We start from the raw sequence: 17,908 nt of genomic DNA on the forward strand, positions 1-17,908 counted from the left end.
AAAAATATTATTTCTTCATTCGATATTATATTGACAAAACAACCTGTTTTTATGTAAAAATAATAAATACTCTATTAAAATTAAGGTTTTTTGCCAGAAAGTTATATATCCCAAAAGTAAAGAGATGTCAAAAAACGCTTAAATTTCAGAAAATTCTTATTTGCGCATGGATTTTTCTGAATAATCATGATAGATTATAAATATGCAAAATGCATCAAAAGACATGACAAAAGGAAGGGGAACTACATGAGTACGCAGATGTTAATTTTAACTTCTATCTCTATTTACATGCTCGGGATGCTAGTTATCGGCTATTTTGCCTATAAACGAACGTCCAACTTAACAGATTATATGCTTGGCGGGCGTACACTAGGCCCCGCAGTAACAGCATTAAGTGCTGGAGCAGCTGATATGAGCGGTTGGCTTTTAATGGGCTTACCCGGTGCAATGTTTAGCGTTGGATTAAGTAGTAGCTGGATTGCGATTGGCCTAACACTTGGCGCATACGCAAACTGGATCTATGTCGCTCCTCGCTTACGTACCTACTCAGAAATTGCAAACAACTCTATTACTATTCCAGAATTTTTAGAACACCGTTTCCACGACAAATCTCATATGCTACGCCTCGTATCTGGACTTGTTATTATGATTTTTTTCACATTTTATGTAGCTTCAGGATTTGTTTCCGGCGCTGTATTATTCGAAAATTCATTTGGACTCAATTACCATGTTGGCCTTCTTATCGTTGGAAGTGTTGTCGTAGCTTACACATTATTTGGTGGATTTTTAGCTGTAAGTTGGACAGACTTCGTACAAGGAATCATTATGGTAGTCGCTCTTATTCTTGTTCCAATCGTAACAATTATGCATGTAAACGGACTTGGTCCAGCATTTGACACTATTAGATCTATCGATCCAACATTATTAGATATTTTTAAAGGCACTTCTGTATTAGGCATTATTTCATTATTCGCATGGGGCCTTGGTTATGTTGGACAACCTCATATTATCGTACGCTTTATGGCAATTTCGTCTGTAAAAGAAATTAAAAGCGCACGCCGAATCGGTATGAGCTGGATGATTTTCTCTGTTGTCGGAGCTATGTTTACTGGTCTTATCGGTATCGCATACTATTCAAAAGCGGGTTTAAAACTTTCTGACCCAGAAACGATTTTCGTTGAACTTGGCAGTATTTTATTCCATCCGCTTATTACTGGATTTTTATTAGCGGCTATTTTAGCAGCTATTATGAGTACAATCTCTTCTCAACTTCTCGTTACTTCAAGTGCAGTAACAGAAGACTTATATAGAACATTCTTTAAGCGCGATGCTTCTGATAAAGAACTTGTATTTGTCGGTCGTATGGCTGTTCTTGGTATTGCTTTAATTGGGTGTGCATTAGCGCTTAAACAAAATGATACGATTTTAGCTCTTGTTGGATATGCTTGGGCTGGATTTGGTTCTTCATTTGGACCTGCCATTTTATTAAGCTTATATTGGAAACGTATGACGAAGTGGGGCGCGCTTGCTGGTATGATCTCTGGTGCTGCTACTGTTATTATATGGACACAGTTTAAATTCTTAAAAGATTTCTTATATGAAATGATTCCTGGTTTCGCTATTAGTTTAATAGTGATCATAATTGTTAGTTTACTAACTAAACCTTCAAAAGAAGTTGAAGAGCAATTTGAGAATTTTGAAAACCAACATAGTCATAATCTATAAAAAGAAAGCTCTGCTGTTACGATAACAGCAGAGCTTTCTTTTTACCGCATTTCGACAATATTCTTCTCAAATTTAACAATTTCTTTATGTTTCGTTAAATTTACTATAACATTCTTCCTTTATATTATTAGTATCGACACCTATACAGAAAGGGGACTCCACCAATGTTAGCAGCTTTCCAGCAAAAGCATATAAGAAAATTTTCACCTATCACAAATACTTCTGCTTCTTGTTTAAACATTCAACCTAATCCGCCCAAAATTTCAATTGCTCCTTCTGTTATTTCAGTTATCGGTGTTCATATGGGAAAAAATAAGTTAAAAATAAAAACTGGGCAAAGTACTGAGTTATCAGCTTCCGTTTTGCCAATGCAAGCGACGAACCAAGAGCTTATTTGGACAAATATGAATTCTGATGTCATCACAATATATCCAAAAGGTGATACGGTAACGATTACTGGAAAAAGTGCAGGAAGAGCAGTCGTAATTGTCACAACTGCTGAAGGAAAATTCCGCGACTTATGTGTCGTTCACGTACAACCTTATATGACAAATCCAAAGTGACATAAAGAGAGTGGATATGAATCCACTCTCTTAATTTATTTCAATTCCAGGATTTTTTCTTTTTAACAACAAAATAAATTCTTCTTTATTTCTTGGAGAAATAAGTTCTGTTTCATATGATCCGTATAGAATTTCAAATCGATCGAATGATAGTGCATGAGCTGCGATTGGATTTTTCGTATCTGAAATTCGCTTTATATCCCTTATAAGAATACGTTTTTTAACGAAACCAGATCTAATAGTAATCTCTTCTTCCCCTACAATATATTTTGTTGAAAACCAACTCCAACTAAACAGTATAGCTAATGGAATTGTAAAAAATAAGAGAAAGTATTCTCTCCCTGCAAAAATTGGAGCGAAACATGTGCCTAAAACAATGAAAAAGATTGGATATAACCACGCATCTTTTTTTGATGGAAATTCCATTACGCTCCCTCCTCTCTTGATTTAAGTCAATGAATTCCCCTCCTTCTCTTATTAAAATAAAAGTAATATTGAAATAGGAGGACGACATATGAATGAACGAAAGTTTGCCTTATTTGCTGGTACTTCTCTTCTCATTATGGCATTCGCTGCATTTTTTTTTTACGGTTTTGTTCACGGAAATCTCGTTGTACAAGGAGATGCGAGCACGACACTCCATAATATTCAAACTTCAAGTTCACTTTTCAAAGCAGAAATCTTTGGTTGGATTATCATTTTCATTACGGATATTATTGCCTCGTGGGCTCTTTATTTCTTTCTAAAACCGATTCATACTAGTCTTTCATTACTAGCTGCCTGTCTTCGTCTTATGTATACAGCTATACTTGGGATTGCTATATTCAATTTAACATTTGTATTACTTCTTTCAAAAAGTACAGTTGCTAATCCAGAAGCATATACAATGTTATTTCTAGAAGCATATACAATGTTATTTCTAGAAGCTTTTGAATACATTTGGTCTGTAGGATTAATCATTTTCGGTTTACATCTTCTCACCTTAGGATACGTAACCTTTCAATCTACAAACATACCGAAAACTATTAGTATATTACTGCTCATTGCTGCAATCGGCTATATCATCATTAACGTAATGAATACGATGTTTTCACAATATGATGCGATTATTTCCATTCTTAACGTTGTCTTTCAACTACCGATGATCGCAGGTGAACTAGGATTTAGTATATGGCTATTGCTTAGAGGTGGAAAAAACTCTACTGTTTGAGTCGTTTCTTAATTCTGCTTAATGATTCTGGCGTAATACCTAGATAACTTGCCAATTGATATTGAGGAACACGATGAATTAAATGCGGGCGTTTTTGTAATAATGATTTGTAGCGCTCTTCTGGTGTCGATGCAATAAATAATGTAAGTTCTTCTTGTACTTCACCAAAATTGTATTCAATCATTTGGCGCGTCATTTCTTCTAACTGTGAATATTTCTTATACATGTCCTTTTCACTATACAGATCGCCAACTACTACTATACAGTCTTCTAAACACGTTAACGTATGTGGGGATGATTTATCTTGTTTATGATGATTGAAATTTGCGATTGCTTGTTCTTCTGTATAAAAATTTGATGTAACCTCTCTCCCTGCTTCATCTATACAGTGCTGCCTCACGCATCCTTTTAATACAAAATAACATTTAGACGGAACATCTCCTTGTCTTAGGAGCACTGTTCCTTTTTTATATTCTTCAATTTGTAATTCACTGAGGATCAGTTGCTGCTCTTCTTCACTTAATGTTGTAAAACTCTTCATATACTTCTTTAATATCTCTTCCATTTCTCTCCCCCTTCCTCACTTAAATTTCTATAAAACAAAAAGAGAAGTATCACAACTTCTCTTTTCTCCCCTAACATTATAATTCCTGTGTATACACCGGTTTGTTTACTACATTTTTTGCTGTTCGCTTTTGTTGCTGTAGTAAGAAAACAGATACACCAAACAATACGAGCATGCTACCGATAATTTGCATTGCGTTTAATTTTTCTCCAAGTAAGAAGAACGCTAGTATAGATGCCCCAACTGGTTCCCCTAGAATACTCATTGAAATTGTTGTTGCATTTACGTAGTTTAATAACCAATTATTAATGACGTGTGACACTGTCGGTACAATCGCAAGTAAAAGAAAAATACTCCAATCCCACTTCGTATAGCCTGTAAATGGCACTTGAAGTATAACGTTATAAATCGCTATAAATATACCAGCGAAGGCAAATACAGTGAAACTATAAATCCAATGCGATACTTTCTTTACTGTCGTTTGTCCGATAAATAAATAACCGACAACTGCTATTACACTTAAAAAGGATAATATATCCCCATAAATTGCTTGCTCACTTAGCCCTAAATCTCCCCAGCCAATACACATTACGCCTAGTATCGCAATTCCCATCGTCGCAATTGCTGAATAGGTTGTTCTTTCTTTAAATAGAAAAAAACCTCCAACTAAAGATACGATAGGTTGTAGCGCTAAAATAATCGTCGAACTTGCTACTGTCGTATGCTTTAAGGATTCAAACCATAAAAGAAAATGAAGTGCTAAAAAGAAACCAGATCCAATTAAAAATCCCCAATCTTTTATTTGAATCTTACTAAACTCTTCCCGTTTTTTCCAAACGATAGGCAGCATAATAAGTACGATAATCCATAATCGATACATACTTAAAATTGAAGATGGTGCTGAGGACATCTTTACAAAAACAGCTGCGAATGAAATGGCTATAATGGAAATTGCTAATGGTAGTGCGATTGATCTTTCTTGTTTCAAATCCTGTCTCCCCTCTCACCTGTAAAAAATCCCACTTCATTATATCCGTTTTCTTTCATAACTTAAATACTAATTTTTTAGATTCTTCGTACCATTATGGTAAAATAGAAATTAAGGCACCTATTAGTGATTATTTCTTTCCTTTTCACTACAAGCGTCGCTCTTACAATCATTACAGTAAATTTTTATTTAGGGGGATCTACATGAATCAAACAATAGGGAGAATTGAAGAAATTTCATTTTTTAGTACATCACTTCAAGAGGAACTTACACTTCTTGTTTATTTACCAGTAAATTACACACCTCTCCATAAGCATACAGTTGTTATTGCACAAGATGGTAGAGATTATTTTCAGCTTGGTAAAGCGCACCGTGTAATTGAGCGTCTTCGTGAAACTGAAGAAATCGACCGTACAATTATTGTCGGCATTCCATATAAAAATGTACACGATCGTAAGGAAAAATATTTCCCGAGCGATGTAAAGAATGCTGCTTACATTCGTTTCCTTGCTCATGAGCTTGCTCCATATATTGATGAAAATTATCCAACGTATCAAATGGGTAAAGGACGCGTTTTAATTGGAGATTCTCTTGGCGGTACAGTTTCCTTTATGACTGCACTTATGTATCCGCATACATTCGGTAAAGTCGTTATGCAGTCACCATTTGTTGATGAAACAGTGATGAACTTAGCAAGAGACTTTAAAAATCCAGGGGCGTTAGAACTTTATCATGTCATTGGGACAGAAGAAACAGCTGTCAAGCGCACAGATGGACAAGTATCTGATTTCGTAGAACCGAACCGTGAGCTAAATACTCTTCTTACAGATAGAAATTTCATCACGCATTATGAAGAGTTTGAAGGGAATCACACATGGAAATATTGGCAAGCAGATTTACCGAAAGCATTTTCTCATATTCTATCAATGAAATAATAGAGAGCGATATTCAGAATAATTTGATATAATAGATAAAGAGATTTATTCTCAAAATCTAACTAGACTTGCAAAGGGAGGAATTGGAACATGAAATTAGGAATTGTAATTTTTCCATCAAAAATGATTCAAGATAAAGCAAACGGATTGCGTAAACGTTATGATCCACATTACGCATTAGTTCCGCCACATATTACATTGAAAACACCCTTTGAAACGCAAGATGAACAATTAGAATCGATTGTGAATGAGTTACATACAATCGCAAACAAAACGAACCCTTTCACCCTTCATGTTGGAAAAGTTGGTTCATTCGCACCTGTTAATAATGTTCTTTATTTTAAAGTAGAAAAAACACCTGAACTTACTTTCTTAAATGAAGAAATGCATAATGGATTCTTTACACAAGAGCGCGAGTACTCTTTCGTACCTCATTTAACAATCGGTCAAAGCCTGTCAGATGCAGAGCACGCTGATGTATTAGGTCGATTACGTATGAAAGATTTCTATTATGAGCAACCAATCGATCGTTTCCACCTTCTATATCAATTAGAAAACGGAACATGGACTGTACATGAAACATTCCACCTTGGAAAGGGGAGCAACTAATTTGCACGCACAAATCGTACAAACAGACGAGCAGCTAAGTGATGCATTCTCTGTACGTAAACAGGTTTTTGTAGAAGAACAACGTGTTTCTTCTGAAGAAGAATATGATGAATTTGAAGATACTTCGGTGCACGTTGTTGTATATGACAATGACATTCCAGTCGGTGCGGGCCGCTTTCGCATTGTTGATGGAGTTGGAAAAATGGAACGCATTTGCGTACTGGCCTCCCATCGCCAAAAAGGTATTGGCAAAATCATTATGGATGCACTTGAAGCGCATGCTAAAGAAGAGTCTCTACCAAAATTAAAACTCCATGCTCAAACACATGCTGAAGTTTTCTATAAAAAGCTAGGATACGTGACGGCTTCTGATGTATTTATGGAAGCAAATATCCCGCACGTCGTAATGATAAAAGAATTGTAATTTTGTAGCAGGAGGTAGCCCCTCCTGTTTTTTACATTGCTATTTTCTTTTTCTTCCGCTAAAGTTAAATGTTGATGCTATAGTTTTGAAGGTGAATATATGACACAAGAAAAATTTTCACAAAAACCGTTAACACACGCTGGTATTCCGCAAGCGACGTATCATATTCCGAAAACATCTACCCATTTAATTATGGAAGAAGATGCAGATGCGGCGTATTTCCGCGCTTTAGAACAGCAAGGTGTTTATTTAAATGAAAAACAGTTAGAAGCAGTGCAAACGACAGAAGGACCTGTCCTTACACTAGCTGGTGCTGGAAGTGGTAAAACATCTGTTTTAACAACTCGCGTTGGTTATTTAGTTAATGTAAAACATGTTCATCCACGAAATATTTTGCTGCTGACGTTTACACAAAAAGCAGCTGAAGAAATTCGAAGCCGTGTAGCGAATTTACCTGGTATGAATCATGCCGCAAGTAGCTATGTCGTTGCTGGTACATTCCACTCTGTCTTTTTAAAATTGCTTCGTAGTCAAGGATATAATCAGCAAATTTTAGCAAATGAAAAACATAAACAAATTATGATAAAGAAAATTTTGAAAGAATTACGCTTAAAAGACGCTTATGATGCCGAAACGATACTCGCTATGATTTCACTTGAGAAAAACAAATTGAATCGTCCGAAAGATGTAAAAGCGAAAACACCGGTTGAACAAGAGTTCAAAGAAGTATACGAACGTTTCGAAGAGGTAAAACAACGGTACAATTATATCGATTTTGACGACATCTTATTAGAAATGTATTATCTGTTAGAAAATAACGCTCCCCTGCTTACTCAATTACAAGAGCGTTTTCATTACATTGAAGTAGATGAGTTTCAAGATACGTCGTATGCACAATATGAAATTGTAAAATTGTTAGCCACGCCAAGAAATAATTTATTTATCGCAGGTGATGACGATCAAGCGATTTACGGCTGGCGAGGGGCAAGTCACCAAATTATTTTATCTTTTCCAAAGGAATTTGATAATACAACGATTATCGCACTTAATACGAATTATCGATCTAATCCATTTATCGTCGGACTTGGAAATGAAGTTATTAAGCTCAATCAAGAACGTTTTGATAAAGAGCTATATTCTGTTCGTAACGATGGCATGCAGCCGTTTTATGCACGACCTGCGACAACTCTTGATGAAGCAAATCAAATTTTGCAACTCATTCAGGAAAAAGTAGATAGTGGTGAACGAAATTATAAAGATTTTTGTTTATTATATCGTACACATTCTGTAAGCCGTTCTTTACTTGATCAGCTTACAATTCATAAGATTCCATTTATTAAACATGGAGCGAGCCAATCGTTCTACGAGCATTCTTTAATTAGGCCCGTATTAGATCACTTACGACTCGTGCTAGAACCGTTCCGCCTCGAATCACTTTCAAATATATTACCAACAATGTATATTGGCCGTGATGAGTGCATTTCATTTATTGAACGTGAACAATGGAAATATGGTGAGGGCCGTTTCCCTTCTCTTCTTCATTTTCTATTACTAAACCCAAGCTTGAAACCTTTTCAAGTTAAAAAAGTAAATGAGCGAATCGATTTTATTAAGTTTATAAAAGAACTTGAACCGAAAAAAGCATTGAAAGAAATTATTCATGGTAAAGGAAAGTATTTAGAGTACTTACAAAGTAATGATCGTTCTTCCTTTACGATGCATAAGGACATACAAGAAGAGATGTTAGAAGAATTAATGGAATCAGCAACTCGCTTTACGGATATTTCAGCTTACTTACAATTTATTAATGAGGCCATTCAAGGTCAAAAAGAAATGGAAGCATTAAAAACAATGCCGCAAAAAGATGCCGTATCGCTTATGTCGATTCATAACGCGAAAGGCCTTGAGTTTCCATGCGTCTTCTTACTCGGTGCAAGCGATGGCATACTGCCGCATACTTCTTCTTTAAAAGATGCCAATGACCGTGTGACGGAGACTTCTGAAGCATTAGAAGAAGAACGACGATTACTCTATGTCGCAATTACGCGTGCTAAAGAAGAACTTTACATTTCCTCCCCGCAATTTTTCAGAGGAAAGAAACTAGATATATCTCGTTTTTTATATACTACGCGAAAAGATTTACCTGAAAAGACATCCGCTAAATAAGGATGTCTTTTTTCCATATCACGATATGTACATCCCCTCTATATAAATTCCCTGTTTCTATCCTGAGAATTAACGTAATATCAACCATATCCCGTTCATATTGTAATAGTGTATGTCAGAACTCACGATAAGGAGTGAACATAATGAGCTGCAATTGTAATGAAGATCATCATCACCATGATTGTGATTTCAACTGTGTATCTAATGTCGTTCGTTTTATACATGAACTACAAGAATGTGCAACCACAACATGTGGATCGGGTTGCGAAGTTCCATTTTTAGGAGCACATAACAGCGCATCAGTAGCGAATACACGTCCTTTTATTTTATACACAAAAGCTGGAACACTTTTTGAAGCATTCGCGCCTTCAGGAAGCCTTACTAGTTGTACCTCTCCTATTTTCCGAGTTGAAAGCATAGATGATGATGGCTGTGCTGTATTACGTGTACTAACCGTAACTATAGGCGGAGATCCTATATCACCTGGCGATAATCCAATTTGCACGTTTTTAAATGTTCCAACTGCAACTTTAAGGGGAACGAATTCTTGTATTACTGTTGATTTAAGCTGTTTCTGCGCTATTCAATGCTTACGTGATGTTACGATTTAAAACTGAATAATGATTTAAGCATGGATTGGGTGGCAGAAATTTCTGCCACCCAATCCATGCTTAAAAGGTACTAATATATTTTTTATAAAATTAGGAACTTGTCTAGAACAAAGAACTTATCCCTTTCATTGAATAAAAGTAGAAGAAATAAAGGAGTGAAAAACATGCTCTCTTCTGATAAATATAAATTTAATAAAATTGATTGCAACGCAAAAGCCGTTAGTACATTGCCAGCTTTCGGCTTTGCATTCAACGCTCTCGCCCCTCAATTCGCTTCATTATTCACACCACTATTATTACCTAGTACAAGTTCAAATCCAGATCTCACTGTTCCAGTAATAAATGATACAGTAAGTGTAGGAAATGGCATTAAAATCCAAAGAACTGGTATTTATCAAATCAGCTATACATTATCAATAAACTTTAATGATCCTAATTTTATACCATCAGCGGCTCGTTTTTTCTTATCATTAAATACGCCGCAGAATGTTATTCCTGGATCTGGTACAGCAGTACGCTCTAACGTTATTGGTACTGGTGAAGTAGAAGTTTCCAGTGGTACTGTTCTCATTAACTTAAACCCTGGTAATTTCATTCAAATCGTACCGGTTGAATTAGAAGGTATTGTAGATATTCGCGCTGCTGCATTAACAGTCGTACAAATTGATTAACTAAAAGTGGTATTTCTTATTTGAGATACCACTTTTAATTATTAAATGAAAAACACTCACATTAACATGAGTGTTTCATTCTTCATATTGTTTTATTGTATTTTTCTTCTTGCCACAATTACATCCCTTTTTCTTCACAAAGCCTTGTTGCTGTAATTGTTCTTGATATGCCTGTTGTTGTTCTTGTTGCTGTTGCTGTAGGTAGTACCACTGCTGAAGGTCATATGAATTTGGCCTTGGATTATTGCTCACAGCAAACATCTCCTCTACTCTCAATTCTGTCTATTTACTATATGAACAACTCCTTATTTCCGTTCCCTCATCCTTTTAAACTCCGCTTTCTCTAACATGAAAATTTATTATTCTTCCATAAAATATCCTGTAATTGTTTCAATAATTGCTGCTGCTCCTGCAATAGCTAATACTGCTAGTAATGGCTCTGCAACAATTTGAATCCAATTATATAAGACTAATAAAAAAGCACTAACCCATACACCTGTACACCAATAACAACTTAATAATTCTCCAATCCACTTCCTGAGCCCTTTTCCTTTCACCTTCGTATAAGTTGATACACTTCCGTCAGGTTCCGTAATTTCTAATTCTTCAATAAACGGTCTTCGCAAAAAGCCAGTAATTTTATCATAAACGATAAGGCGTGTTAATCGAAAAGCAGCTAGTGCGAAAATAAAAAATAAAAGCCAACTTGTAAATAGCATACTTTCACCTTCCCTTACCTTCTTTAGCCTATTTAAAAAAAAAGCGCTTTAGAGTGTGACCGATTCCCCTTTTCTCCAATATCTTATTAATGTAAATACAAACAAGAAGATAAGGAGTGACATTAATGAGTTGTAACGAAAATAAACACCATAGCTCTTCTCATTGCGTAGCTGATGTTGTAAAATTTATCAATGAATTACAAGATTGTTCTACTACAACATGCGGATCTGGTTGCGAAATTCCATTTTTAGGAGCACACAGCAGTTCATCAGTAGCAAATACACGTCCTTTTATTTTATACAAAAAAAATGGAGAAGTTTTTGAAGCATTTGCACCATCAGGAAGTCTTACTAGCTGTACATCTCCGATTTTCCGTGTCGAGAGCGTAGATGATGATAGCTGTGCTGTATTACGTGTATTAACTGTAACTATCGGCGGAGATCCTGTTCCACCTGGTGACAATCCAATTTGTACGTTTTTAAATGTACCAAGTTCAACTTTACGCGGTACAAATACTTGTATTACCGTTGACTTAAGCTGTTTCTGTGCTATTCAGTGCTTACGTGATGTTACTATTTAATAAGTAAACTAAAAAACTATTGGGGTGGTAGAATCTATCTACCACCTTTACATAATTTAAAAAACAGCCATATCAATTGATTTTATCTCTTCTATAGATACTCGAATATCTCTCATACTATTTGGCGGCATAATTGATACAACACCATTTCGGTACGAAATAATGGATCCTACATAGGAGACGGTCGCTGTTTTAATTCTACATCTTACTTTCGGAATGTAATGAGGGCGATTTAATAAAAAATGAATTTTCTCTTCATTGTTCATATCTTTAAATGCTTTATTATGTGGTACTGTCGTCACCTGCTTTCGTTGTTCTCCAACTTCTATTTGTTCCACTTCCTCTTGTTTCTCTTTGTTCACAATTTCTTTTTGTATTACCATTTCTTCCACCGCACTACTTATACTGGATTGCTCTCTATCACCTTGTTCCTGCCTATTATCATTTTCAAAGTTTGTAAGGAGAATTCTTTTTATTTTCAGTGTATCAAGTTCTAAATTTACTTGCGTTATATATAGCAACGGTTTTCCAACTGTTGAGCCTTTATTTTTATTCTCCACACTCATCCCTCCCACTTCCATAAAGTGAATCTTTCATCAACGAGGAATTTTTCCCTATTTAATTATTAATTGAACAAATTAGGCTAACGTCCACCAAGACTCTTTACACTTACTAAATCTAAAGGGAAAAGCCTGATTATCCTCTACTGTTGAATAAATCGTGTACTCTTATAGTTATATTCATCCTAACGCAATAACTTTCGTTAAAATTCTTTCTTTCTCTAAAACATCAAAAGGGCAGTCTCACTATATAGAGACTGCCCTTAAAAAGTTATAATCGATATCATATTTATCCTAAAATATGATATCCTGAATCAACATGAATATTCTCACCTGTTACTCCGCGTGCTAAATCACTGAATAAGAATACTGCTGTATCCCCAACTTCTTCTGGAGTTGTTGTGCGGCGAAGTGGTGCGCGCTCCTCGATTTCTCTTAAGATTGAGTTAAAATCGCCTACACCTTTCGCAGATAACGTACGAATTGGTCCTGCAGAAATAGCGTTAACGCGAATGCCATGTTGTCCTAAATCATTCGCTAAATATTTCACGCTAGCTTCTAATGAAGCTTTCGCAACACCCATAACGTTATAGTTTTTCACAACACGCTCGCCGCCAAGGTATGTTAACGTTAAAATATTTCCGCCTTCTGTCATTACTTTCTTCGCTTCTCTTGCTACAGCTGTTAAAGAGAATGCACTAATATTTTGTGCAAGTAAAAATCCATCGCGAGAAGTATCTACAAATTCGCCTTTTAAATCGTCACGATTTGCAAAAGCAATACAATGTGCTACACCATGAATTGTACCAACTTCTTGCTTAATCGTTTCAAAGCAAGCTGTAAGTTCTTCATCATTCGTTACGTCACAAGGTAATACAAGTGATTCTTGCCCTTCTAATGTATCCGCTAATTCACGAACGTTTCTTTCTAAACGTTCTCCTGCAAATGTGAATATTAATTTTGCACCTGCATTATGCAAAGAGCGAGCAATTCCCCATGCAATACTTCTTTGGTTCGCAACGCCCATAACAACAAATGTTTTCCCTTGTAATAGTTCCATGATATATCCTCCCAGAAATACTTATACTTGTTATTAGTACCTGATACTATAATAATAGTACCATAAAACCTCTTAAAGGCAAACAAAAAAGTCATTAACTTCAAATTCGTTAATGACTTTTTGTTTCTATAAAAAACCGCTCTAATCCTTCTTCCCAAGAAGGCATTTCTAAAAAACCATTTAATCGTAGCATGTTATGTTGAAAGATAGAATATTTCGGTCTCGCTGCCGCCGATCCGAATTCTTCGGTTGAAACAGGTAATACATTCACTTTCATATTTGCATATAAAAATATTTTTTGAGCAAATTCAAACCAAGAACATGAGCCTCTATTTGATACGTGATACGTACCGTATAAAGAAGTATGAATGAGCTTATTAATAATCATATTTAAATCCGCCACATACGTAGGAGAGCCGATTTGATCCGCTACAACAGATATTTCTTCTCTTTCTTTTCCTAATCGCATCATCGTTTTCACAAAATTATTTCCATACTTACCATATAGCCACGATGTACGAACGATAAAATATTTATTATGTAGCTCTTTAACGAACTGCTCCCCCGCAAACTTAGAGGCCCCGTATATATTTATCGGCGCTGGATTATGAAATTCATCATATCCATCCGGTCTGTCCCCTTGAAATACATAATCGGTACTAATATAAACTAACTTAGCCCCTACTAATTGTGAAGCAACCGCTACATTTCGAGCTCCTATCGCATTTATTAAATAAGCAAGATCTTGTTCTTTCTCAGCATGATCAACCTTCGTATACGCTGCACAATGAATGATTATATGTGGCCTTATTTCTTGTACCACTTGCTGAATTCGGGATATATTTGTTACATCTAGTAACTTTTTATCAAATGGATATATATCATATTCTTCAGGATTCAACTCTTCTTGTAGTTGTTTTCCCAATTGACCATTTGCTCCTGTTATGATAACCCGCTCTTTCATTTACATGCCCCTTACTTTTCTTTTAGTCGTCTCCACCATTCCGTATTGTTTTCATACCATTCCACCGTTTCTTTTAACCCTTGTTCAAACGTATACTTCGGTTCCCAATCAAACTCATTCTTCATCTTTTGTGCATCAATCGCATAACGACGATCGTGACCTAAACGGTCTGTAACAAATTCAATATCTTTTTTCGTTTTTCCCAATAGATTAATAATTTGTTCCACAACATCTACATTTGTTTTTTCGTTATTTCCGCCTATATTATATACTTCTCCTAAACGCCCCTTATGCAAAACAACATCAATCGCGCTACAATGATCCGTTACATGTAACCAATCTCTTACATTTAATCCATCACCATATAACGGTAGATTTTTTCCTTCCAGCGCATTCGTAACCATTAATGGAATTAACTTCTCAGGATATTGATACGGCCCATAGTTATTGGAACAACGCGTCACTATGACTGGTAATTGATATGTTTTATAATAAGATAAAGCTATCATGTCAGCGCTCGCCTTACTGGAAGAGTATGGACTATTTGGAGCTAACTTGGTTTCCTCGGTAAACTTCCCTGTTTTCCCTAAAGACCCGTACACTTCATCTGTTGATACTTGCACGAGTTTAATATGTGGATATTTTTTCACTAACTCTAATAAGGTGACTGTCCCGATTACATTCGTATCATAAAAAGGAATAGGATTTTCAATGCTACGATCCACATGTGATTCCGCTGCAAAATTTACAATTATTTGCACGTCACGTTCATTAATAATATGCTCCAGCAGCTCTCCATTTTGGATCTTCCCCTTTATGAATGAATAGTTAGGATTGTCTTGAATTGACTTTACATTATTTAAATTCCCGCTATATGTTAATGCATCGTAATTAATAATTCTATATGTTTCATAGTTTTTTAACATATAGTGAATGAAATTACTTCCAATAAATCCTGCTCCACCTGTTACTAGTATATTCATAAACAACTCTCCTACTTAAAAACTATCTTCATATCCCTGAAGTAATGGTAATATGCGGTCCTTATCCGACAAAATAGGGTTTGTTACCGGCCATGGAATTGCTAGTTCTTTATCTTCCCAAAGCAAACCTGAATCATGCTCAGCACTATAATACTCATCTACTTTATACATAACAATTGTATGAGGTACAAGCGTACAAAAACCATGAGCAAATCCTTTTGGCACTAATAATTGCCGGTGATTATCCGCGCTTAAAATATACCCTTTCCATTGTTTAAAGGTTGGTGAATCTTTTCTTAAATCTACGATAACATCATAAATTGCCCCTTGAACAACTTGAATGAGTTTCGTTTGTGCTTTCGGTTTTTTCTGGAAGTGTAGTCCTCGAATCGTTCCCGCTTTAGCTGAATAAGATACGTTATCCTGTACAAATGAATCCGTAATTCCTAATGTTTCTAGCACCCTCTTATTATAACTTTCTATAAAGAAACCTCGATCGTCTTCAAATAACTTCGGTTCTAACAATTTCGCATCGGTAAAATTTGTGTCTACAACTTTCATATTCTCACCTATTCTCCATTAAACTGTTTCCCAAAGTTTATATCCCGCGCTAACGTATTCGCCCTTTGAAGAGAAGCATGAGTTCCTGCATCCGTCCACCAGCCGCTCATTTCATTATAAGTAAGTACCCCTCGTTTTAAATACCAATTATTTATATCCGTAATTTCAAGTTCTCCCCTTGCGGAAGGTTTTAATTCTTTTATATAAGAAAAGACTTTCGAATCATACAAATAAATTCCCGTAACAGCATAAGAACTTTTCGGTTTCTTCGGCTTTTCTTCAATTTCAATTATTTTTCGGTTTTGAATATGTGCCACACCAAATCTTTCGGGATCTTCTACAGATTGAAGCAGCACTTTAGCACCTTCTTTTTGATTTGTGAATTCTTCAACATAGGGACGAATATCATCTGAAAAGATATTATCTCCTAATATAACTACCATACGATTATTCCCGATGAAATCCTCACAAAGCCCTAACGCTTGCGCAATTCCGCCTGCCTTATCTTGCACACGATACGTAAAGGACACACCAAATTCGTGACCACTTCCTAAAAAGCTAACAACATCTCCCATATGCTCTTTACCTGTAATAATCATAATATCTGTAATCTCACATTGTTTCAGTTTATATACTGCATGATAAATCATCGGATACCGCCCAACGGGAAGTAGATGTTTATTCGTTACTTTCGTTATTGGATATAGTCTCGATCCAGTTCCGCCCGCTAAAATAATCCCTTTCATTATGCATCTCTCCCTTATGATGGAGATAGTACATCTTTATAATGTTCCATATACTTAATCTGTTCCATCTCAATCATATGTTATATGCACACAAAACTTTCCATTTTTTTATATTGTTCCATATAATTAAAGTTTCTTTTCAAGCATACAAATATCTATGTCATTTTCTCATTAATTTTCACCTATTATATAACGAGAGATTTACGGAGGTGAATTTATGTCCAATCATAATGATTCAAACAGCTTAAATCCAGTTGACTCTTTATCTTCCAGCACATCTGACCCTGCATTTCCACAATTTTCTTTGACACCTGGACCGACTGGGCCATCTGGTACTACCGGACCGATTGGTGCCACTGGACAGACTGGCAACACTGGGCCGACTGGTGCTACTGGACCGATCGGCGATACTGGGCCGACTGGCAACACTGGACCATCTGGCACTACCGGACCGACTGGTGCTACTGGTGCTACTGGTGCTACTGGACCAATCGGCGATACTGGGCCGACTGGCGCTATCGGGTCTACTGGTGCTACTGGACCATCTGGCACTACCGGACCGACTGGTGCTACTGGACCATCTGGCACTACCGGACCGACTGGTGCTACTGGCAACACTGGACCATCTGGCGCTATCGGGTCTACTGGTGCTACTGGACCAATCGGCGATACTGGGCCGACTGGACCATCTGGTACTACCGGACCGACTGGTGCTACTGGACCAATCGGCGATACTGGGCCGACTGGACCATCTAGATTAGGACTTCCAGCAGGATTGTACGCATTTAACTCCGCTGCGAGTAGCATCAACGTTGGGATTAACACGCCTGTACCATTTAATACCGCTGGGTCACAGCTCGGTACAGCGATTACTCAATTAGATAGCGATACTTTCACCATACACCAAAATGGATTATATAAAATTACTGTTATCGCATATACTGCAACATCAGGTTTACTCGGTGGCATTGAAATTCAAGTAAATGGCCTAGCAGTACCAGGTGCTGCAAGAAACTTAGTTTCACTTGGAACACCTATCGTTATCCAAGCGATTATACAAATTACAACAGCTCCAGTATCAGTTGAAGTAATTGGTATAGAGGCGATATTATCACTAGCTGTTGGTACAGGGGCATCAATTATTATTGAAAAAATTGCATAATTGTTTCCTTAGCAGTAAAACTGGTATCAGTTTTACTGCTTTCGCAATTTTATAGATAACATCCCAACCTCATTCTAAATGCGGATGTACATATTCCCTATAACT

22 protein-coding genes are annotated in these 17,908 nt (G+C 36.3%); 11 read left to right on the forward strand and 11 right to left on the reverse strand.

Annotated features, from left to right (window positions below; genetic code table 11):
- The first annotated feature begins 246 nt into the window (after positions 1–246).
- The gene (gene putP, locus AB3X48_RS08085) at positions 247–1,725 is read left to right on the forward strand and encodes a sodium/proline symporter PutP (RefSeq protein ID WP_256416068.1); all 1,479 of its coding nucleotides are present in this window, start codon (positions 247–249) and stop codon (positions 1,723–1,725) included.
- A gap of 164 nt (positions 1,726–1,889) precedes the next feature.
- Entirely contained in the window at positions 1,890–2,288 is a 399-nt protein-coding gene (locus AB3X48_RS08090; protein ID WP_002202749.1) for an Ig-like domain-containing protein, read from the forward strand.
- 30 nt (positions 2,289–2,318) lie between these two features.
- Here the strand turns inward: AB3X48_RS08090 and AB3X48_RS08095 are convergent, their stop codons facing one another.
- Positions 2,319–2,714, reverse strand: coding sequence for a PH domain-containing protein (locus tag AB3X48_RS08095; protein WP_246908198.1), 396 nt, complete (start codon positions 2,712–2,714; stop codon positions 2,319–2,321).
- A gap of 88 nt (positions 2,715–2,802) precedes the next feature.
- Here AB3X48_RS08095 and AB3X48_RS08100 point away from each other — a divergent pair, with 88 nt between their 5' ends.
- The gene (locus tag AB3X48_RS08100; protein ID WP_256416069.1) at positions 2,803–3,498 is read left to right on the forward strand and encodes a DUF4386 domain-containing protein; all 696 of its coding nucleotides are present in this window, start codon (positions 2,803–2,805) and stop codon (positions 3,496–3,498) included.
- On the opposite strand, the gene AB3X48_RS08105 is transcribed toward AB3X48_RS08100, so the two are convergent.
- Complete coding sequence (locus AB3X48_RS08105; RefSeq protein WP_002158855.1) at positions 3,488–4,063, reverse strand: Crp/Fnr family transcriptional regulator; 576 nt, start codon at positions 4,061–4,063, stop codon at positions 3,488–3,490. The two genes, AB3X48_RS08100 and AB3X48_RS08105, sit on opposite strands and share 11 nt — an antisense overlap.
- A 76-nt stretch (positions 4,064–4,139) precedes the next feature.
- Positions 4,140–5,051 (reverse strand): DMT family transporter, encoded by a 912-nt coding sequence (locus AB3X48_RS08110; RefSeq protein ID WP_002158858.1) that lies wholly within the window; start codon positions 5,049–5,051, stop codon positions 4,140–4,142.
- A gap of 203 nt (positions 5,052–5,254) precedes the next feature.
- Here AB3X48_RS08110 and AB3X48_RS08115 point away from each other — a divergent pair, with 203 nt between their 5' ends.
- From AB3X48_RS08115 to exsF, 6 genes are all read left to right on the forward strand, one after another.
- Positions 5,255–5,986, forward strand: coding sequence for an alpha/beta hydrolase (locus AB3X48_RS08115; protein WP_002158859.1), 732 nt, complete (start codon positions 5,255–5,257; stop codon positions 5,984–5,986).
- Positions 5,987–6,076: 90 nt separating this feature from the next.
- Positions 6,077–6,595, forward strand: coding sequence for a YjcG family protein (locus tag AB3X48_RS08120; protein ID WP_002201352.1), 519 nt, complete (start codon positions 6,077–6,079; stop codon positions 6,593–6,595).
- A gap of 1 nt (position 6,596) precedes the next feature.
- Positions 6,597–7,019, forward strand: a complete 423-nt coding sequence (locus AB3X48_RS08125) for a GNAT family N-acetyltransferase (RefSeq protein WP_002158861.1) — start codon at positions 6,597–6,599, stop codon at positions 7,017–7,019.
- 99 nt (positions 7,020–7,118) lie between these two features.
- A complete protein-coding gene (locus AB3X48_RS08130) occupies positions 7,119–9,185 on the forward strand; it encodes an ATP-dependent helicase (RefSeq protein WP_002201354.1) in 2,067 nt (688 codons plus the stop codon).
- 143 nt (positions 9,186–9,328) lie between these two features.
- Complete coding sequence (locus tag AB3X48_RS08135) at positions 9,329–9,796, forward strand: CotY/CotZ family spore coat protein (protein WP_002202755.1); 468 nt, start codon at positions 9,329–9,331, stop codon at positions 9,794–9,796.
- Positions 9,797–9,960: 164 nt separating this feature from the next.
- Complete coding sequence (gene exsF, locus AB3X48_RS08140) at positions 9,961–10,467, forward strand: exosporium protein ExsF (RefSeq protein ID WP_002202756.1); 507 nt, start codon at positions 9,961–9,963, stop codon at positions 10,465–10,467.
- A 75-nt stretch (positions 10,468–10,542) separates the two neighbouring features.
- Here the strand turns inward: exsF and AB3X48_RS08145 are convergent, their stop codons facing one another.
- Positions 10,543–10,728 carry a hypothetical protein gene (locus AB3X48_RS08145; RefSeq protein WP_033710628.1) on the reverse strand — a complete coding sequence of 62 codons (186 nt, stop codon included), beginning with the start codon at positions 10,726–10,728 and terminating at the stop codon, positions 10,543–10,545.
- A gap of 98 nt (positions 10,729–10,826) precedes the next feature.
- Complete coding sequence (locus AB3X48_RS08150; RefSeq protein WP_256416071.1) at positions 10,827–11,186, reverse strand: DUF1360 domain-containing protein; 360 nt, start codon at positions 11,184–11,186, stop codon at positions 10,827–10,829.
- Positions 11,187–11,311: 125 nt separating this feature from the next.
- Here AB3X48_RS08150 and AB3X48_RS08155 point away from each other — a divergent pair, with 125 nt between their 5' ends.
- Positions 11,312–11,767, forward strand: coding sequence for a CotY/CotZ family spore coat protein (locus AB3X48_RS08155; RefSeq protein ID WP_002201359.1), 456 nt, complete (start codon positions 11,312–11,314; stop codon positions 11,765–11,767).
- Between the two features lie 56 nt (positions 11,768–11,823).
- On the opposite strand, the gene AB3X48_RS08160 is transcribed toward AB3X48_RS08155, so the two are convergent.
- From AB3X48_RS08160 to AB3X48_RS08185, 6 genes are all read right to left on the reverse strand, one after another.
- Complete coding sequence (locus AB3X48_RS08160) at positions 11,824–12,348, reverse strand: CotO family spore coat protein (protein WP_256416072.1); 525 nt, start codon at positions 12,346–12,348, stop codon at positions 11,824–11,826.
- Positions 12,349–12,616: 268 nt separating this feature from the next.
- Positions 12,617–13,387 carry an enoyl-ACP reductase FabI gene (fabI, locus tag AB3X48_RS08165; RefSeq protein ID WP_002158869.1) on the reverse strand — a complete coding sequence of 257 codons (771 nt, stop codon included), beginning with the start codon at positions 13,385–13,387 and terminating at the stop codon, positions 12,617–12,619.
- Positions 13,388–13,496: 109 nt separating this feature from the next.
- Entirely contained in the window at positions 13,497–14,351 is an 855-nt protein-coding gene (rfbD, locus tag AB3X48_RS08170) for a dTDP-4-dehydrorhamnose reductase (protein ID WP_256416073.1), read from the reverse strand.
- Between the two features lie 11 nt (positions 14,352–14,362).
- Positions 14,363–15,334: a dTDP-glucose 4,6-dehydratase gene (gene rfbB, locus AB3X48_RS08175; protein WP_088098803.1), complete on the reverse strand. Its 972-nt coding sequence runs from the start codon at positions 15,332–15,334 to the stop codon at positions 14,363–14,365.
- 15 nt (positions 15,335–15,349) lie between these two features.
- Positions 15,350–15,895 (reverse strand): dTDP-4-dehydrorhamnose 3,5-epimerase, encoded by a 546-nt coding sequence (gene rfbC / locus AB3X48_RS08180; protein ID WP_002202762.1) that lies wholly within the window; start codon positions 15,893–15,895, stop codon positions 15,350–15,352.
- An 8-nt stretch (positions 15,896–15,903) separates the two neighbouring features.
- A complete protein-coding gene (locus AB3X48_RS08185; RefSeq protein WP_002201364.1) occupies positions 15,904–16,641 on the reverse strand; it encodes a sugar phosphate nucleotidyltransferase in 738 nt (245 codons plus the stop codon).
- Positions 16,642–16,858: 217 nt separating this feature from the next.
- Here AB3X48_RS08185 and AB3X48_RS08190 point away from each other — a divergent pair, with 217 nt between their 5' ends.
- Positions 16,859–17,803 (forward strand): BclA C-terminal domain-containing protein, encoded by a 945-nt coding sequence (locus AB3X48_RS08190; RefSeq protein ID WP_256416074.1) that lies wholly within the window; start codon positions 16,859–16,861, stop codon positions 17,801–17,803.
- Positions 17,804–17,908 lie beyond the last annotated feature (105 nt).

This window comes from Bacillus sp. S4 (assembly GCF_040838205.1).
In the GTDB taxonomy this organism is placed as follows: domain Bacteria; phylum Bacillota; class Bacilli; order Bacillales; family Bacillaceae_G; genus Bacillus_A; species Bacillus_A cereus_U.

Excerpts from the sequence above, each read along its gene's own strand:
- putP (WP_256416068.1), top strand. The coding sequence starts at position 247 with ATGAGTACGCAGATGTTAATTTTAACTTCTATCTCTATTTACATGCTC.
- AB3X48_RS08090 (WP_002202749.1), top strand. The coding sequence starts at position 1,890 with ATGTTAGCAGCTTTCCAGCAAAAGCATATAAGAAAATTTTCACCTATC.
- AB3X48_RS08095 (WP_246908198.1), bottom strand. The coding sequence starts at position 2,714 with ATGGAATTTCCATCAAAAAAAGATGCGTGGTTATATCCAATCTTTTTC.
- AB3X48_RS08100 (WP_256416069.1), top strand. The coding sequence starts at position 2,803 with ATGAATGAACGAAAGTTTGCCTTATTTGCTGGTACTTCTCTTCTCATT.
- AB3X48_RS08105 (WP_002158855.1), bottom strand. The coding sequence starts at position 4,063 with ATGGAAGAGATATTAAAGAAGTATATGAAGAGTTTTACAACATTAAGT.
- AB3X48_RS08115 (WP_002158859.1), top strand. The coding sequence starts at position 5,255 with ATGAATCAAACAATAGGGAGAATTGAAGAAATTTCATTTTTTAGTACA.
- AB3X48_RS08120 (WP_002201352.1), top strand. The coding sequence starts at position 6,077 with ATGAAATTAGGAATTGTAATTTTTCCATCAAAAATGATTCAAGATAAA.
- AB3X48_RS08130 (WP_002201354.1), top strand. The coding sequence starts at position 7,119 with ATGACACAAGAAAAATTTTCACAAAAACCGTTAACACACGCTGGTATT.
- AB3X48_RS08135 (WP_002202755.1), top strand. The coding sequence starts at position 9,329 with ATGAGCTGCAATTGTAATGAAGATCATCATCACCATGATTGTGATTTC.
- exsF (WP_002202756.1), top strand. The coding sequence starts at position 9,961 with ATGCTCTCTTCTGATAAATATAAATTTAATAAAATTGATTGCAACGCA.
- AB3X48_RS08145 (WP_033710628.1), bottom strand. The coding sequence starts at position 10,728 with ATGTTTGCTGTGAGCAATAATCCAAGGCCAAATTCATATGACCTTCAG.
- AB3X48_RS08150 (WP_256416071.1), bottom strand. The coding sequence starts at position 11,186 with ATGCTATTTACAAGTTGGCTTTTATTTTTTATTTTCGCACTAGCTGCT.
- AB3X48_RS08155 (WP_002201359.1), top strand. The coding sequence starts at position 11,312 with ATGAGTTGTAACGAAAATAAACACCATAGCTCTTCTCATTGCGTAGCT.
- AB3X48_RS08160 (WP_256416072.1), bottom strand. The coding sequence starts at position 12,348 with ATGGAAGTGGGAGGGATGAGTGTGGAGAATAAAAATAAAGGCTCAACA.
- fabI (WP_002158869.1), bottom strand. The coding sequence starts at position 13,387 with ATGGAACTATTACAAGGGAAAACATTTGTTGTTATGGGCGTTGCGAAC.
- rfbD (WP_256416073.1), bottom strand. The coding sequence starts at position 14,351 with ATGAAAGAGCGGGTTATCATAACAGGAGCAAATGGTCAATTGGGAAAA.
- rfbB (WP_088098803.1), bottom strand. The coding sequence starts at position 15,334 with ATGAATATACTAGTAACAGGTGGAGCAGGATTTATTGGAAGTAATTTC.
- rfbC (WP_002202762.1), bottom strand. The coding sequence starts at position 15,895 with ATGAAAGTTGTAGACACAAATTTTACCGATGCGAAATTGTTAGAACCG.
- AB3X48_RS08185 (WP_002201364.1), bottom strand. The coding sequence starts at position 16,641 with ATGAAAGGGATTATTTTAGCGGGCGGAACTGGATCGAGACTATATCCA.
- AB3X48_RS08190 (WP_256416074.1), top strand. The coding sequence starts at position 16,859 with ATGTCCAATCATAATGATTCAAACAGCTTAAATCCAGTTGACTCTTTA.